This window comes from Kitasatospora fiedleri, from assembly GCF_948472415.1.
Classification (GTDB): Bacteria; Actinomycetota; Actinomycetes; order Streptomycetales; family Streptomycetaceae; genus Kitasatospora; species Kitasatospora fiedleri.
Window position 1 is genome coordinate 3214765 of the sequence record NZ_OX419519.1, and the last position, 15294, is coordinate 3230058.

A 15294-nucleotide genomic window follows, 5' to 3' on the forward strand; every position below is an offset into this window, starting at 1 on the left:
GGCGGCCCACGAACGGGGGTTTGCGGGCGCGGACACCGGGGAAGCCGGGCCGGGGGCCACGCGGCGCGGCGCGGCGCGGGCGCGCACCGGACGCGGCGGGGCACCGGCCGGATGCGGCCGGGCCCGGACCGGGCGGCCCCGGACCGGACGGCCCCGGCTCAGGCCGAGACGAGGGCCAGCAGGAGGAAGAGCACCCAACCGGCCACCGACAGCCAGCCCAGGACCAGGCCGAGCACCGCCAGGCCGTCGCCGTCCTCGCGGGTGACGCGCATCCGGTTGCGGGCCATGTGGCCGGTGATCACGGCGGGCAGCCCGGTGACGCCGAAGGTGAGCACGGTCAGGCAGCCGAGCGTCGCGGAGGCCACCGCCAGGCCGTTGTTGCGGGCGGGGGCCGGCGGCGGCAGGTAGGCCGGCATGAAGGTCGGCGGCACCACCGGGACGGGCGCGCCGAAGGGCTGCACCATCGGCCCGGACGGCAGGTCGGCCACCAGCGAGGCCAACTGCCCGTAGGTGGCGGCCTGGTGGGCCGCGGACATCCGGTGCTCGTACTCGGCGGCGGTCAGCCGGCCCTCGGAGAAGGCCGCCTTCAGCACGTCGATGGTGCGTTCCCGGTCGGAGTTGGCGGCCCGCATCGCGGACTGCGGCGTCGGCACCGGCTGCCAGGGCTGCTGCCCGTACGGCACCGGCGACCCCCACTGACCTGCCACCGCGGCCTCCTCCCGTTCCCCGTGCTGCGCGTGCGCTCCCAGCATGCAGGACGAACGGAGGGCCCGGGTAGTTGCCGGTCCCGGCGGGGAAGGGATGGCGTACCGCCGAACGGGGGATGTGCGGGTAAAGGAATGATCATAGGGTCACGTCAGGCCCGCCCTCGGCCGTCGCCCCGCCCGCCCGGGCACCCGGCCGGAACCCGTCGGAAAAAAATCCGTCCGGACCGCGGGACCCGTCCGGACCGCCCTCGACCAGGAGGCCACCCGCCATGGAGGCGACCACCCCGCCGCCCGCCGTCTCGATCCGCGACCTGTGGAAGCGCTTCGGCGCGCAGACCGCCGTCGCCGGGCTGAGCCTGGACCTGCCCGCCGGGTCGTTCATCGGCCTGGTCGGCCCGAACGGGGCCGGCAAGACCACCACGCTGTCGATGGTCACCGGGCTGCTGCGGCCCGACCGGGGCACGGTGCTGGTGCACGGCGCGGACGTGTGGCGGGACCCGGTCGCGGTGAAGGCCAGGATCGGCATCCTGCCCGAGGGGCTGCGGATGTTCGAGCGGCTCAGCGGGCGCGAGCTGCTGCGGTTCAACGGCCGGCTGCGCGGGCTGGACGGCCCGGAGACCGACCGGCGGGCCGAGGAGCTGCTGGCGGTGCTCGACCTGACCGGCGCCGCCGACAAGCTGGTGGCCGACTACTCCACCGGCATGCGCAAGAAGATCGGCCTGGCCGCCGCGCTGCTGCACAACCCGGACGTGCTGTTCCTGGACGAGCCGTTCGAGGGCGTCGACCCGGTCTCCGCGCAGACCATCCGCGGCGTGCTCACCCGGTACGCCGCCTCCGGGTCGACGGTGGTGTTCTCCAGCCACGTGATGGAACTGGTCGAGTCGCTGTGCGACTGGGTCGCGGTGGTGAACGCCGGGCAGGTGGTCGCCGCCGGGCCGCTGGACGGGGTGCGCGGCGGGACGTCGCTGCACCAGGCGTTCCTCGGGCTGGTCGGCGTCCGCGAGGACGACGGGCAGGCGCTCGACTGGTTGGGCGGGGGCCACCGGTGAGCACCGCCACCACCGCCACCGCCGCCGGGGACCGCGCCGCCGTCCGGGCCCTCGTCGCGCTCAAGCTCCGGCTGCTGCGGAACGGGCTGCGGCGCACGCCCGGGCTGGCCGCCGGGTACGTCCTCGGCCTGGTCGTCGGGCTGCTGTTCGGGCTGGGCGCCGCCACCGGGCTGGCCGTGCTGCACGGCCGGGCGGGGGCGGCCGACGCGGCCGCGGTGCTGGTCGCCGGGCTGACGGCGTCCTGGGCGGCGATGCCGCTGTTCTTCTTCTCCAGCGACGAGAGCGCCGACCCGACCCGGCTGACCATGCTGCCGCTGCGGCCGGCCGTGCTGCTGCGCGGCACCCTGCTGGGCGGCCTGGTCGGGCCGGGGCCGCTGGTCAGCCTGCTGCTGCTGGCCGGCGCCGCGGTGGCGGCCGGGCGGGGCGCGGCCTCGGCGGTGGTGGCGGTGCTCGCGGTGCCGCTGACCCTGCTGGTGCTGGTCGCGCTGATCCGGGCGGTCGGGGCGGCCAACGCCCGGATGCTGTCCAGCCGGCGCGGCAAGGACTTCGCCGTCTTCGGCGGCCTGCTGTTCGCGGTGCTGGCGCAGGGCGGCAACCTCGCCCTGCAGAGCTCGCTGAACGGCTCCGGCCCGGGCGTCGACCTGTCGGTGCTGCACCCGTACGCCTCGGTGGTGCGGTGGCTCCCGCCGGTCGCGGCGATCGACGCGGTGCGCTCGGCCGGGGAGGGCGCCTACCCGGTCGCGGCCGGGCAGCTGCTGCTGACCGCGGCCCTGCTGGCCGGGCTGCTGCGCTGGTGGCTGCGGAGCCTGCGGGACCTGATGGTCAGCGGCGACTCCTCGACCCTGCTGGAGCGCTCGCCCACCGCCTCGGCCCGGGCGGCGGGCCGGTGGCGGCTGCTGCCCCCCGGCCGGGTCGGCGCGGTCGCCCAGCGGCAGCTGCGGTACGCCTGGCGGGAGCCGCGGGCGAAGGCCGCGGTGTTCACCGGCATCGGGATGACCGCGGTCTTCTCGGTGCTGTCGGTGGTGCAGGGCTGGGGCTCGGTGTACGTGATCGCGGTCGGCGGGCTGATGCTCGGCCTGCAGGCCGGCAACCTGTTCGGCATGGACGGCTCCGGCTTCTGGATGATCGCCGCCACCCTCGCCACCCGGCGGGACGCTCGGGACGAGCTGCGCGGCCGGGCGCTGGCGGTCCTGGCGTACGCGATGCCGGTGCTGCTGCTGTTCGGCCCGCCGGTGGCCGCCCTCACCGGCGACTGGAGCGACCTGGCCCCGGCGCTCGGGCTGGCACTGGCCGTGCTCGGCACCGCGGTCGGCCTGGGCTGCGTGATCAGCGTCCGCGCCCCGTACGCGCTGCCCGCCGACGGCAACCCGATGCGCAACGCGGCACCCGGCCAGAACGGCGCGGTGCTGCTCAACGCCTTCGGCTCGATGATCGGCGTGGCGGTGCTCTGCCTGCCGCTCGGCACGCTGCTCGCCCTCCTGCTGCACGGCCACCACCCGGCCTGGCCGGTGCTGCCGGTCGGCGTGCTGTACGGGACGGGCCTGGCCCTGCTGGGCGTCCGGCTGGCCTCGGGGCGGCTGGTGGAGCGGGCGCCGGAGATCCTCGCCAGGGTGATCGAGCGGTGACGGCCCGCCGCCCGGTGTCGCCGCGGGACCGCCGTGGGGCCCGGTGGTCCGCGTCGGCGGCCGCGGTGCTGCTCGCGGTGGCGGGCTGGTCGCTGCTGTCCGCGCTGCCGGACGCCCGGGGCCGAGCAGCGGGCGTTCGCCGCCGCGCCGCGCTGCCCGGCCCCGGGCGGCGGGGACTGCGTCCTGGACACCCCGCTGACCGTCGTCGGCAAGGACCACCGGGCCGGGAAGGGCGAGACCTGGCGGCTGCGGCTGGCCGGCGCCGACGGCGCCGCCCACCGGCCCGAACTGCCGGACGGGGACTCGCTGTTCAAGGCGCCGGACGGCTCCGCGGTCACCGCCGAGTTCTGGCACGGCGCCCTGGTCGCGCTCCGGCTGGACGGCGTGCGCCAGGAGACCGCGGCCACCCCGTCCGGCCTCCACCGCCTCCCGCTGGGCCTGGGCCTGGCCGCCGCGGCGGCGGCTGCCGCCGCGCTGTGGCAGGCGCTCTGGCTGGGCCGGTGGTCCCGGCACAACCCACTGCGCCGGCCCTGGCAGCTGCGGGCGGTCCGGGAGGCCGCGATCGCGCTGGCCGCGGCCGGCGGGCTGGCCGGGGCCGTCGACGCACCCGGCACCCCGGCCCTGGCGGTCCTGTCGGTCCTCGGCGCGCCGGTACTGCTGGCGGCGGGCGCGCGGACGGTGCTGCTGCGCCGTCGCGACCGCTCCTGCCTGGTCGACGTCCCGGCCGTGCCGCCCCCGGGCCGGGTCAGCGTCCCGGGGGCGGTGTCCGGCCCCGGCGCTCCCCCGCGCACGCTCGGACACCTCTTCCTGGTCGCCGACCGCGGCACGCTGTCCACCGCCCTGGACGGCGGGCTGGCAGCACGCCCGTACCCGGCCCCTCTGGTGGTCGAACGGGTCCGCCGCCCGTTCCGGGACGACCCGGTCACGGGCACCGGCCGGAGACCGCTGACCGTCGAGTGCCGGGAAGCCGACTCCGGCGCCCCGGTCCTCCTCGCCCTGGACGCCCCCGACGCGCCCGCGCTGCTGGCCGCCCTGCGCGCGTGACGCCGCCGGTCGGAGCCCGCCGGCCCGCCGGAGCTCCGCGCCGCCGCCGGCCGTGCACGGGACCCGCGGCCGGGACGCGCCCCGGCGGTGGACCGCCCGCAGCCACGGCCCCACCGCTCCCGGGCTCCCGGTCCTGGCCCTCCGGCATCATGGAGGGGTCCCCTCCCTCGTAGGAAGCAGGAACCGCCGTGGCCAGCACCGATCAGCCCGTGGACGAGCTGGTGGCGGAGGCGGTGGCCCGGGTGGCGGGGGCGCCGGCCGGGGGGCTGGAGTACGTGGTGGACGGGGCGGCGTCGCTGCTGGCGGCGTCGGCGGAGCGGTGGCCGGGGGTGAGCCGGGCGCTGCTGGGGGCCGCCGAGCGGGCGGTGGGCCGCTGCTGGGCGGCCGGGTGGCAGCCGGCCGACCTGGTGCGGGTGGCGCGGCGGGAGCTGGGCCCGGTGCAGGTCGCGCTGGCGGTGGACCTGATCGCGGCGGAGGGCCGGCGGCACCCGGCGGCGGCGCTGGACCGGCGCTGGCGCGAGCAGTTGCGGGAGCTGGAGGCCCACCCGTGGTGGCCGTCCGACGAGGCGTACCTGCCGGAGTTCGCGGCCCGGCACCGGCTGGACCGGTTCGCGCTGGCGACGGCGGCGCTGGAGCTGCTGCGGGTCTGGGCGCTGCTGCCGCCGGTGCAGCCGGTGGGTCCGGGGCCCGGGCAGTCGGCCCCGCGGGCGGGCGCGCCGCGCGCGGACGAGCCGCGGATGCTGGGGCGGATCAGGGCGCTGCTGGCGAAGGCCGAGTCGACCGGGTTCCCGGACGAGGCGGAGGCGCTGACCGCGAAGGCGCAGGAGCTGATGGCCCGCCACTCGATCGATGAGGCGCTGCTGGCGGCGGGCGGCGGCCGGTCGGCGGACGACCCGGCGGCGGTCCGGATCGGGGTGGACAACCCGTACGAGGGCCCCAAGACGATGCTGCTGGACGCGGTGGCGGCGGCGAACCGGTGCCGGGTGGTGTGGGCGAAGGAGTTCGGGTTCTGCACGGTGGTCGGCTTCGACGCCGACCTGGACGCGGTGGAGCTGCTGTACACCTCGCTGCTGGTGCAGGCGACGGCGGCGATGCACCGGGCGGGCAGCCGCAAGCACAAGGACGGCGCGGCCCGGACCAAGGCGTTCCGGCAGTCCTTCCTGGTGGCGTACGCGGCCCGGATCCGGGAGCGGCTGGCCGAGGCCACCGAGCGGGCCACCGCGCAGGCCGACGAGGACGTCGCGGCCGGGCGCACGGCCGGGCACCCGGACGGCGCCGACCCGGACCGCGCGCCGCTGCCGGCCGTCCCGGACGGCGGTCTGCTGCCGGTACTGGCGGCCCGGGCGGAGGCCGTCGACGACGCGGTGGGCAAGATGTTCCCCAAACTGGTGTCGCAGCGGGTGCGGGTGAGCGACGGCGAGGGCTGGGTCGAGGGCCGGGCCGCCGCCGACCGGGCTTCCCTGCACCGCGGTTCGGGGCGCATCGCGCGCTGACCGGCCGGCGGCACCCCGTGACGGGGGAGGACCGATGGATTTCACCGACCGGGTGCGCGGCGCGCTGCTCGGGGGCGCGCTGGGCGACGCCCTGGGCTGGCCGATCGAGTTCCAGCGGCTGGAGCGGATTCGGGAGCGGTTCGGGCCGGACGGCCTGACCGACCTGGCGGACGCCGGGCTCGGCGGGCAGGTCACCGACGACACCCAGATGACCCTGTTCACCGCGGAGGGCCTGCTGCGCGGCGGCCGCCCGGAGGACCTGCACGCCGCCTACCGGCGCTGGTTCCTCACCCAGCGGCTGCCCGGGCCGGGGCGCGACCCCGACGGCTGGCTGGCCGCCCAGGACTTCCTGTACGCCTCCCGGGCCCCGGGCAACGCCTGCACCACCGGGGTGGCCGCCGCCTACCGGCCGGCCGCCCCGTTCGGCCAGGACGGCCCGGTCAACCCGGGCTCCAAGGGCTGCGGGACGGTGATGCGCTCGGCCCCGTTCGGCCTGCTCGGACTGGGCCCGGAGGAGGCGTTCCGGCAGGCCGCGGTGGCCGCGCAGCTGACCCACGGCCACCCCACCGGCTACCTCGCGGCGGGCGCGTTCGCGGCCCTGGTCGACCGGGTCGCCGCCGGGACGCCGCTGCGCCCGGCCGTGGACGCGGTGCTCGCCCAGCTGGACGCGCACCGGCTGGGCGCGGAGACCGGCGACGCGCTGCGCCGGGCCGTCCGGATCGCCGCGGAGGGCCCGGGCACGGCGGAGGCCGTGGAGCGGGTCGGGCTGGGCTGGATCGCCGAGGAGTGCCTGGCCGTCGCCGTGTACGCGGCGCTGGCCGGGCCGGACGCCCGCACCGCCCTGGTGCTGTCGGTCAACCACTCCGGCGACAGCGACTCCACCGGCGCGGTCTGCGGCAACCTGGTCGGCGCCCTGCACGGGCGGTCCGGCCTGCCCGCCGACTGGTGCGCCCTGGTGGAGGGCCGCGAGGTGGTCCTCCAGGTCGCCGACGACCTCGTCACCGCCGCCGCGGTCGCCGCCACCGGCGGCGACCGGTCGGCCCTGGACGCCCGCTACCCGCGGCCCGCGACGGCGCCCGGACCCGCCGCCGGGCCCGCCTCCGTTGCCACGCCCGCCCCCGCGCCCGTCCCCGCCGCCCCGGGCGGGCCGGAGGGGGCGCGGTTCCGGCCGCGCGGCTGAGCCGCTCCCCGGCGGCGGCCCGGGAGCCCGCGGTTCAGTCCCAGAGCGCCCCGAGGGCCAGCAGTTCGCGGCGGTACTCGATCCGGTCGGTCCACTCGCGCGGCCAGGCGTCCGCGCCGTGCCGGGCCCCGGCGAAGGCGCCGGCCAGGCAGGCCAGCGAGTCGGAGTCGCCGGAGGAGACCGCGGCGCGGCGGACGGCGGCGACCGGGTCGTCGGGCAGCAGCAGGAAGCAGAGCAGGGCGGTGGCGAGGGCCTCCTCGGCGATCCAGCCCGCGCCGGTGCGCCCGCACGGGTCGGCGTCGAGGTCGAGGTCGGGGTCGGCGAGCGCGGCGTCGAGCCGGTCCAGGACGTCCAGGCAGTCGTCCCAGCCGCGGGCGATGAACTGCTCCGGGGTGCCGGTGTGGTCCCGGGCCGCGAGGTCGCCGAGCCAGAACTCGTCGTAGCGGGTGCGCTGCCGGTGCGCGTGGGCGCGCAGCCGGGCCGGGAGTTCGGCCGGTTCGACGCCCTGGGCGAGCCAGCGGACGGTGAACGCGGTGAGTTCGCTGGCGGCCAGTGCGGTGGGGTGGGCGTGGGTGAGGCCGGACTGCAGCTGGGCGGCGCCGGCGACCTGGCGGTCGGTCAGTTCGCGGACCAGGCCGAGCGGGGCGACCCGCATGTTCGCGCCGCAGCCCTTGGAGCCGAGGTCGCCGGCGTCCTGCCAGGGGCGGCCGGTGGAGAGCCGGAAGCAGGAGCGCAGGCAGGTCATGCCGGGGGCGCGGTCGTTGTCCGGGGAGCGCCACCAGTCCACGAACTCCTCGCGCAGCGGGAGTTCGAGGCGCAGCGGGACGAGCGGACCCTCGGCGAGGGCGTCGCGCAGGGCGCGGGCCAGCGCGAGCGTCATCTGGGTGTCGTCGGTGACCACGGCCTTCTCCGGGAGCGGGAGGCGCCGCCAGTCGGCGCTGATCCGCCCGATCTCGTCCAGGTCGAGGAACTCGGTGGGCTTGCCGAGCGCGTCCCCGATCGCCAGTCCCAGCATCGCCCCGGTCGCCCGCTTCACCGTGCGTTCCCCCCTCAGACCTCGACCAGCAGTTCCTCCAGCCCCCGGATCACGTAGCCGGGGCGCCAGTCGGGCTCGCGCCGCAGCGTCAGCCCGGGGGCCTTGCGGAGCAGTGCGCCGTAGGACTCGGTGAGTTCCATTCTGGCGAGCGGGGCGCCGAGGCAGAAGTGGATTCCGGCGCCGAAGCTGAGGTGCGGGTTGTCGGTGCGGCCGAGGTCGAGCCGTTCGGGGTCGGTGAAGCGCTCGGGGTCGTGGTTGGCGGAGCCGAACAGCAGGGCGACCTCGGCGCCGCGCGGGATGTGCGTGCCGGCCACCTCGATGTCGTCCAGCACCCAGCGTTCGAACATCTGCAGCGGGGTGTCGTAGCGCATCAGCTCCTCGACGGCGGTGGGCAGCAGTTCGTCCACCGCGCCGCGCAGCCGGGCGAGTTCGCCGGGGTTGCGGAACAGGGCGAGCCAGCCGTTGCCGGTGGTGTTGACGGTGGCCTCGTGGCCGGCGTTGAGCAGCAGCACGCAGGTGGAGACCACCTCCTGTTCGCTGAGCGACTGCCCGTCCTCGGCGGCCAGGGCCAGCGCGCTGATCAGGTCGGGGCCCGGGTCGGCGCGCCGGCGGCGGATCAACTCCCGCAGGTAGGACGAGAATTCGATGCTGGCGGTGACGGCGCGGCGGGCCGTCTCCGCGCTCGGGTGGAGTTCGAACATGCCGGTGATGTCGGCGGACCAGGGGCGCAGCAGGTGCCGGTCCGGCTCGGGGACGCCCAGCAGCTCGGCGATCACCGCGACCGGCAGCGGTTCGGCGACCCGGGCGATCAGGTCGCCGCCGCCCTCGGCGAGCAGGCCGTCGACGAGTTCGCCGGCCAGCTTGCGGACGGCGGGGCGCAGCGACTCGACCGTGCGCGGGGTGAAGACCTTGGCGACCAGGCGGCGGATTCGGGCGTGGTCGGGGCCCTCCAGGTCCAGCAGGCCGTGGTCGTTGAGGGTGTGGAACGGCTCGTGGGCGGGGTCCGGCGCGGGCCGCCCGAACTCCTCGTGGGTGAACCGGTGCGTGTGGGTGCGGCCGAGCCGCCGGTCCCGCAGCAGCGCGTTGACGTCGGCGTGCCGGGAGACCAGCCACTGGCCGGTCGGCGCGTAGTGGTGGACGGGCGCCCGCTCGCGCAGCGCGGCGTACGCCGGGTAGGGGTGCGCCACGAACGCGGCCGACCACGGGTCGAAGGCGTCGATCGCCATGGGGTCCTCCCTGCTCGTCGGGCCGCCATGCTACGGGCCCCGGCCCGCGCCGCGGCGGGCCGGGCGCCCCGGGCGGGCGGCGGCTCAGAGCCCGGACAGGTCGCCGTCCACCAGGCGGGCCACCAGCGCGGGCAGCGCGGTCGAGATCGGCGTGCGGACCACCTCGTGCGCCTCCGCGTCGTACGGCGTGGGCTCGCCGTTGACCACGATCAGCCGCGCGCCGTGCTCCAGCGCGATCCGCGGCAGCAGCGCCGCCGGGTGCACCTGGAGCGAGCTGCCGACCGCCAGGAACACCTGGCAGTTCCGGGCGATCGTCTCCGCCTGCTCCAGCACCCGCTCGTCCAGCGGCTCGCCGAACATCACGGTGCACGGCCGCAGCACCCCGCCGCAGCGCGCGCAGGCCGGGTCGTCCTCGCCGGCGGCGACCCGCGCCAGCGCCGCCGCCATCGGGCCGGACTCCCCGCAGCCCGCGCACCGCACCCCGGTGGCCGTGCCGTGCAGTTCGAGCACCTTGCGCGGGGAGACGCCGGCCGCCTGGTGCAGCCCGTCCACGTTCTGGGTGAGCACCCGCACCGGGACGCCGGCCCGCTCCAGGTCCGCCAGCGCCCGGTGCCCGGCGTTCGGCCGGGCGCCGATCGCGCCCGCGTCCCGCCGCATCAGCCAGGCCCGGCGCCGCACCTCGGTGCTCGCCAGGTACGGGCCGATCGTGACCAGTTCCTGCGCGCTCGGGTCCCGCTGCCAGAGCCCCTGCGGGCCCCGGTAGTCGGGGATGCCCGAGTCCGTGGAGATGCCCGCCCCCGTCAAGACCGCCACCAGCGGCCGCTTCCCGTTCATGCCCCGGACGGTACGGCCCTCGGCCCGCCGCGGCCAGCGGTTATCACCGGCCGGAACGCCAGCAGGTAGAGCGCCGCGCCGAGCGCCAGGAAGTCCAGCGACGCGCCCGTCGCCAGGGTGCCCAGCAGCACCAGCGCCGGGCTCCACCACGGGACGGTCCGGCGGAGCGCCAGGCGGGCCAGCAGCCCGAGCAGGCCGACGTACAGCAGCAGCGGGACGACGGTGTACACCAGCGGCAGCACGCCCGGCACCGACTGCACCCGGTCGAACAGCGCCGAGCGGGCCGCCCGGTCGGCCGAGACGGCGTTCGCGTACAGGTCGATCCCGGCCTGCGCCAGGCCGGCCGCCACCCCGGCCCAGCCGAGGCCGAGCCAGGCCCGGCCCCACGCCCCGTCCCGGCCGCCCAGCCGCCACAGCTCCGGCAGCCCCGCGCCCAGCAGCGCCAGCCCGGCGAACAGCGCCAGGTGCCCCACCGTCCAGCCGGCGCCCACCCCGCGCGAGCCCGGCAGCAGCCGCACCAGCCCGTACACCGCCATCAGCCCCGCCGCCCAGCCCAGCGCCCGACGTCCCGTCACCATCGCCCCGACCCCCTCGTGAGTGTGCCTTCCCGGCACCCCCACCCTCCCGCGACGCCCGCCGCCGCGCCTCCCCCGCGACGGCGATGCCCGGGCCTCCCTCCCGAGGGGGAGCCCGCCGCCCGCCGCGGCGGCGGGCGGGTCTCACTCCCCCGCCGTGACCGCCCCCGCCTCGTACGCGAAGACCACCGCGTGGACGCGGTCGCGCAGGCCGAGCTTCTGCAGCAGGTTGCTGACGTGGGTCTTCACGGTGTGCTCGCTGACCACCAGTTCGGCGGCGATCTCGGCGTTGGACATGCCCCGGGCGACCAGCCGCAGGGTCTCCGACTCGCGGGCGGTGAGCGACTCCAGCAGGCGCCGCAGCGGCCGGGCGACGGCCGGGGCGGCGCCGGTCTTGCGGGCGGTGACCTCGCCGATCACCCGGCGGGTGACGGACGGGGCGAGCAGCGCCTCGCCGGAGTGGACGACCCGGACGGCGTGGGCGAGGTCGTCGCGGCGGACGTCCTTGAGCAGGAAGCCGCTGGCCCCGGCGTACAGCGCGTCGAAGACGTAGTCGTCGACGTCGAAGGTGGTGAGCATGATGACCCGGCAGCCGGGGTGCTCGGCGCAGACCCGGCGGGCGGCCTCCAGGCCGTCCATGACGGGCATCCGGACGTCCAGCAGCAGGACGTCGGGGGCGTGCGCGCGGACGGCCTCCACGGCCTGCCGCCCGTCGCCGGCCTCGGCGACGACCTCGATGTCGGGCTGGGCGTCGAGGATCATGCCGAACCCGGCCCGGACCAGTTCCTGGTCGTCGGCGATCACCACGCGTATGGTCAACTTCCGTCCCTCTCCCAGTTGTTGATCGGCAGCCCTCAGGCGTCGAGCGGCAGCACGGCGGCCACCAGGTAGCCGGGCCCGTCGGGTCGGGGCCCGGTCTCGGCGCTGCCGCCGCAGGCCGCCGCGCGCTCCCGGATGGAGAGCAGGCCGCGCCCGCCGGAGCGCCCGTCGACCCCGGCCGCCGCGCCCGCCCCCGCTCCCGCGCCGTCGTCGACCACCTCGACCGCCAGCAGCGCCCCGTCGCGGACCGCGACCCGGACGCCGACCCGGCGGGCGCCGGCGTGCTTGACCACGTTGGTGAGCGCCTCCTGGACGATCCGGAAGGCCGCCGCCTGCACCTCGGCCGGCCCGGCCTCCTCGATCTCGGCGTCGACCGCCACCCCGGACTCGCGGACCCGCTGCAGCACCTCCGCGAGCTCGGCCAGCCGGGGCTGCGGGGCGAGCGCGGGCGCCGCGCCGCCCTCCTTCAGCACGCCCAGCGAGCGCCGGAGCTGGACCATGGCGTCGCGCCCGGAGTCGGCGATGGCGTCGAACGCGCGGACCGCCCGGTCGGGGTCGCCGCGCACCACCAGCGGCCCGGCCTCGGCCTGCACCACCATCAGCGAGACCGCGTGGGCCAGGATGTCGTGCATCTCGCGGGCGATCCGGGCGCGCTCCTCGGCGACCGCGCGGGCGGCGTCGCTGGCGGCCCGCAGCCCGGCCTGCCGGGCCCGTTCGGCCTCGACGCCGGCCAGCCGGCGCAGCTCCCGCACCAGCGAGCCGAGCACGAAGCTGCCGACCGACACCACCAGGCTGAACAGCATGCCGCCGAAGGAGCGGGTGCCGACCACGTTGCCGACCACCGCGAAGGCCAGCAGCGCGGCGCGCTGCCAGTCCCGGCCGCGGTCGGCGACGGTGTAGACGGCGACCGCCATGGCGACCTGGATCTGCGGCATCGCGAAGTGCGCGACCACCGACAGCGCGCAGGTGGGTACCGCGCAGGCCAGCAGCACCGCCCACGGGGCGCGGCGGCGCCACCACAGCGGCAGCGACCCGGCCAGCGCCAGCGCGTAGGCCCACCACCGCCGTTCGGCCGCGTGCCCGTCGGTGTACACCCCCCAGAGCGAGACGCCGACGGCGAGCGCCAGCAGCGGCCCGTCCACCGCCCAGGCCCGGGCCCGCCCCCAGGCCAGCAGCCCGTCCGTCCGCTTCCCCCACGTCCCCCACGTCCCCCGCGTCCCCCGCGTCCCCATGCCGCGCATCCTCCCGCATCGTCGGCCGGCCGCCGCGCGCGCCTCCCGGCACGGGGCGCCGGGGAGCGCCCCGGGCGAACGCCCCGGGGCGTCACAGCAGCCGCTTGATCTCCCCGCGGGCCCGGTAGAAGCCGCCGGACTCGGACCGGCGCACCTCGGCGACCAGGTACCGCGCCCCGGCGACCCGGACGTCCTTGGGGAACTGCACCCGCAGCGTGGCGTCGTAGCCGGGCGTGACCACCCGGACCCGCAGCCGCCCGCCCTCGGCCACGCACTCCACCTCGACGCCCCCGGCGCCCGCCACCGCGCCGGCGCTGACGGTCTCCAGCTCGGCGCCGGCCGCGACCCGCTCGACGCCCGCGCCGCTCACCTCGGCGGTGGCCGGCAGGGTGCCCTGCTCGGCGGCCCGCACGGCGCCCTGGGAGGCGTCCAGGCAGGCCAGCGAACCGTCGGTGGTGACCAGGTACAGCCGCCCGTCGCGGTACTGCATGCTGTACGCCGAGCCGCAGCCGGTGCCCAGCTTCCACAGCCGGGTGCCGTCGGCGGCGAAGCAGTAGACGGACGAGTGGTTGTCGCCCGCGAACACGAACTCCCCGTCCGGGGAGGCCGCGCAGGAGAACACCGCGGCGTCGCACCGGTACGCGGCGGTCTCCGCGCCGTCGGACTTGCGCAGCCGGTGCACCCAGCCCTGCGAGGTGCCGGCGAACACCTCGTCCCGCTCCTGCCAGCCGAACAGCACCGAGCCCTTGGTGCGGGTGTGCCAGAGCTGGTCGCCGCCGCGCTTGGCGTACCGGGCCACGCCCGCCGACCAGCCGTGGTAGACCGACTCGGCGTCGCAGCGCACCATCCAGCCGGAGGAGCCCTGGGCGTTGCGCCGCCACTGGAACTCGTCCTCGTGGTCGACGGTGGTCAGCCCGCCGCGCTCGTCGGCGACGCCGAGCACGCCGTCGTGGATGTCCAGCCAGTAGATGTCCACGTCCTGGGCGATCTCGTACGCCACCCGCGGCACCTTCCCGCCGAGGTCGTACACCTTGCCGTCGTCGCAGCCCGCGTAGATCCACCAGTCGTCGGCGACGATGCACTTGACGCCGTCGGGCAGGCCGAACCGGCCGGTGACCCGGCCGTCCGTGGTCAGCGTGTAGACGTCGCCCTGCTCGTTGCCGACCCAGGCGTGCTCCTCGCCGACGTACACCCCGAACGCGGGCGAGCCGGAGCGGAAGCGCCACAGCAGCGGGGCCTGGCGGGCGGTGGAGCGGGTCGAGGTGATCTGCCGGCGGGTCACCGACCGGCGCTGGCGCACGCCCCGCACGGCCGGGGCGTAGCCCTTGCGGACCTTCTCGCCGATCTTCCTGGCGGCCTGCGCGGCGGCCTTCTCGGCGCTCGCGCAGACCGTGGTCCTGGTGGTGCCCGGCTCGCCGATCCGGCCGTAGCGGATGGTCAACTCGGCTTCCTTGACCGTGACTTCGTAGAACTTGTGGGCACTCCCCTCGTCCTCGGAGAGCTCCAGGTAGGTCACCTGCGGGTCGGCGGAAACGGTGGCGGACATGGCCGACGCCCCTTTCGGGCACGGAGTTCGGGAGGGGTGCCGGCGGGGCCTGCGCCCTCCGTCCGACACCCTCAATCTACGTCCCGGCACCGACAGTTGGCGATCAGCCGGTGGCGACCTTCACGCCGCCGGTGTCCGCCCGGGCGACCAGCGCGTGCCCGGCCCCGGCCTGCGAGGGGACGCTCACCTCGGTGCCGCCGGTCGAGGCGTGCGCGTCCACCGTGTACGCCTCCCCGGCGGGCACCGTCAGCTCCACCCCGCCGGTCCCGGTGCGCAGTTCGGCCCGGGTCGGCGCCGCCGCGAACCGGGCGCTGACGCCGCCCGTCCCGGCCTCCAGCGTGACGTTCGCACCGCGCAGCCCGGTCGCCTCCACGCCGCCGGTGACGGTCCGCGCGGTGATGTCGCCGCTCAGGTCGCGCAGCGTGATGCCGCCGGTGGTCTCCTTCAGCCGCAGCACCGTCCCGGCCGGCACCCGCACCTGGTAGCCGATCCCGCACTGCGAGCAGGAGTACGTCAGCTTCAGCACCCCGCCGCTCAGCTCGTGGCCGGCCCGCGGCTCCTCGTCCTGCCAGGTGCGCTTCTCCACCACCTGCACCGGCCCGTCCCCGGCCCGCACCTCGATGCCGCCGACCTCCCCGGTCACCTCCAACGCGGTGACCTGCCCGGGCACCTCGTACGACACCGTCTTGCGCTGCTCGTCCCACGGCCCGCACCCGACCGCCCCGACCGCCAGCAGCCCCACGACCGCCGCCGCCCCCACGAACCGCTTCACCGCGGCCTCCTCTCGACGACCACCAGTCTCCCGGCCCGCCGCCCCCGGCCGCCTCCCTCCGGAGAGTGGTTCCGGCGCCTCCTCCCCCGGGGGATGTCCCCTAGGCCCTGTCCGGCCGATCTTGCCGGGCGCGCGACGCCGGATCATCCCGCCTGG

At 77.2% G+C, this 15294-nt stretch carries 14 protein-coding genes; 5 read left to right on the forward strand and 9 right to left on the reverse strand.

Annotation, left to right across the window (positions count from 1 at the left end; genetic code table 11):
* Positions 1–158: 158 nt before the first annotated feature.
* Positions 159–707: a DUF1707 and DUF4190 domain-containing protein gene (locus QMQ26_RS14800; RefSeq protein WP_318552242.1), complete on the reverse strand. Its 549-nt coding sequence runs from the start codon at positions 705–707 to the stop codon at positions 159–161.
* A gap of 269 nt (positions 708–976) precedes the next feature.
* Between QMQ26_RS14800 and QMQ26_RS14805 the strand changes: the two genes are divergently transcribed.
* The 5 genes from QMQ26_RS14805 to QMQ26_RS14825 all read left to right on the forward strand — a co-directional run bounded on the left by QMQ26_RS14805 (position 977) and on the right by QMQ26_RS14825 (position 7098).
* On the forward strand, positions 977–1756 hold the full coding sequence (locus QMQ26_RS14805; protein ID WP_100837815.1) for an ABC transporter ATP-binding protein: 780 nt from the start codon (positions 977–979) through the stop codon (positions 1754–1756).
* Positions 1753–3381, forward strand: a complete 1629-nt coding sequence (locus QMQ26_RS14810; protein ID WP_282205981.1) for a transporter — start codon at positions 1753–1755, stop codon at positions 3379–3381. Before QMQ26_RS14805 ends, QMQ26_RS14810 begins: the two co-directional genes overlap by 4 nt.
* 33 nt (positions 3382–3414) lie before the next feature.
* Complete coding sequence (locus QMQ26_RS14815) at positions 3415–4425, forward strand: hypothetical protein (protein ID WP_282205982.1); 1011 nt, start codon at positions 3415–3417, stop codon at positions 4423–4425.
* Positions 4426–4613: 188 nt separating this feature from the next.
* Complete coding sequence (locus QMQ26_RS14820) at positions 4614–5918, forward strand: DUF2786 domain-containing protein (protein WP_282205983.1); 1305 nt, start codon at positions 4614–4616, stop codon at positions 5916–5918.
* A gap of 34 nt (positions 5919–5952) precedes the next feature.
* A complete protein-coding gene (locus tag QMQ26_RS14825) occupies positions 5953–7098 on the forward strand; it encodes an ADP-ribosylglycohydrolase family protein (RefSeq protein ID WP_282205984.1) in 1146 nt (381 codons plus the stop codon).
* Positions 7099–7132: 34 nt separating this feature from the next.
* Here QMQ26_RS14825 and QMQ26_RS14830 read toward each other — a convergent pair whose 3' ends face one another.
* The 8 genes from QMQ26_RS14830 to QMQ26_RS14865 all read right to left on the reverse strand — a co-directional run bounded on the left by QMQ26_RS14830 (position 7133) and on the right by QMQ26_RS14865 (position 15138).
* Entirely contained in the window at positions 7133–8113 is a 981-nt protein-coding gene (locus QMQ26_RS14830; protein ID WP_282206523.1) for an ADP-ribosylglycohydrolase family protein, read from the reverse strand.
* Between the two features lie 35 nt (positions 8114–8148).
* Complete coding sequence (locus QMQ26_RS14835; RefSeq protein WP_282205985.1) at positions 8149–9360, reverse strand: cytochrome P450; 1212 nt, start codon at positions 9358–9360, stop codon at positions 8149–8151.
* A gap of 84 nt (positions 9361–9444) precedes the next feature.
* A complete protein-coding gene (locus tag QMQ26_RS14840; protein ID WP_100837809.1) occupies positions 9445–10194 on the reverse strand; it encodes an SIR2 family NAD-dependent protein deacylase in 750 nt (249 codons plus the stop codon).
* The gene (locus tag QMQ26_RS14845) at positions 10191–10772 is read right to left on the reverse strand and encodes a hypothetical protein (RefSeq protein WP_282205986.1); all 582 of its coding nucleotides are present in this window, start codon (positions 10770–10772) and stop codon (positions 10191–10193) included. Before QMQ26_RS14845 ends, QMQ26_RS14840 begins: the two co-directional genes overlap by 4 nt.
* Before the next feature lie 141 nt (positions 10773–10913).
* Positions 10914–11588 carry a response regulator transcription factor gene (locus QMQ26_RS14850; RefSeq protein ID WP_111554903.1) on the reverse strand — a complete coding sequence of 225 codons (675 nt, stop codon included), beginning with the start codon at positions 11586–11588 and terminating at the stop codon, positions 10914–10916.
* A gap of 35 nt (positions 11589–11623) precedes the next feature.
* The gene (locus QMQ26_RS14855) at positions 11624–12820 is read right to left on the reverse strand and encodes a sensor histidine kinase (protein WP_282205987.1); all 1197 of its coding nucleotides are present in this window, start codon (positions 12818–12820) and stop codon (positions 11624–11626) included.
* A gap of 91 nt (positions 12821–12911) precedes the next feature.
* Positions 12912–14366 carry a WGR domain-containing protein gene (locus QMQ26_RS14860; protein WP_282205988.1) on the reverse strand — a complete coding sequence of 485 codons (1455 nt, stop codon included), beginning with the start codon at positions 14364–14366 and terminating at the stop codon, positions 12912–12914.
* 103 nt (positions 14367–14469) lie between these two features.
* Entirely contained in the window at positions 14470–15138 is a 669-nt protein-coding gene (locus QMQ26_RS14865; RefSeq protein WP_282205989.1) for a DUF4097 family beta strand repeat-containing protein, read from the reverse strand.
* Between the last annotated feature and the right edge of the window lie 156 nt (positions 15139–15294).

What these genes read in the sequence shown, in the direction of transcription:
- QMQ26_RS14805 (WP_100837815.1), top strand. Translation starts at nt 977, where the DNA reads ATGGAGGCGACCACCCCGCCGCCCGCCGTCTCGATCCGCGACCTGTGG.
- QMQ26_RS14825 (WP_282205984.1), top strand. Translation starts at nt 5,953, where the DNA reads ATGGATTTCACCGACCGGGTGCGCGGCGCGCTGCTCGGGGGCGCGCTG.
- QMQ26_RS14830 (WP_282206523.1), bottom strand. Translation starts at nt 8,113, where the DNA reads ATGCTGGGACTGGCGATCGGGGACGCGCTCGGCAAGCCCACCGAGTTC.
- QMQ26_RS14835 (WP_282205985.1), bottom strand. Translation starts at nt 9,360, where the DNA reads ATGGCGATCGACGCCTTCGACCCGTGGTCGGCCGCGTTCGTGGCGCAC.
- QMQ26_RS14840 (WP_100837809.1), bottom strand. Translation starts at nt 10,194, where the DNA reads ATGAACGGGAAGCGGCCGCTGGTGGCGGTCTTGACGGGGGCGGGCATC.
- QMQ26_RS14845 (WP_282205986.1), bottom strand. Translation starts at nt 10,772, where the DNA reads ATGGTGACGGGACGTCGGGCGCTGGGCTGGGCGGCGGGGCTGATGGCG.
- QMQ26_RS14855 (WP_282205987.1), bottom strand. Translation starts at nt 12,820, where the DNA reads ATGGGGACGCGGGGGACGCGGGGGACGTGGGGGACGTGGGGGAAGCGG.
- QMQ26_RS14860 (WP_282205988.1), bottom strand. Translation starts at nt 14,366, where the DNA reads ATGTCCGCCACCGTTTCCGCCGACCCGCAGGTGACCTACCTGGAGCTC.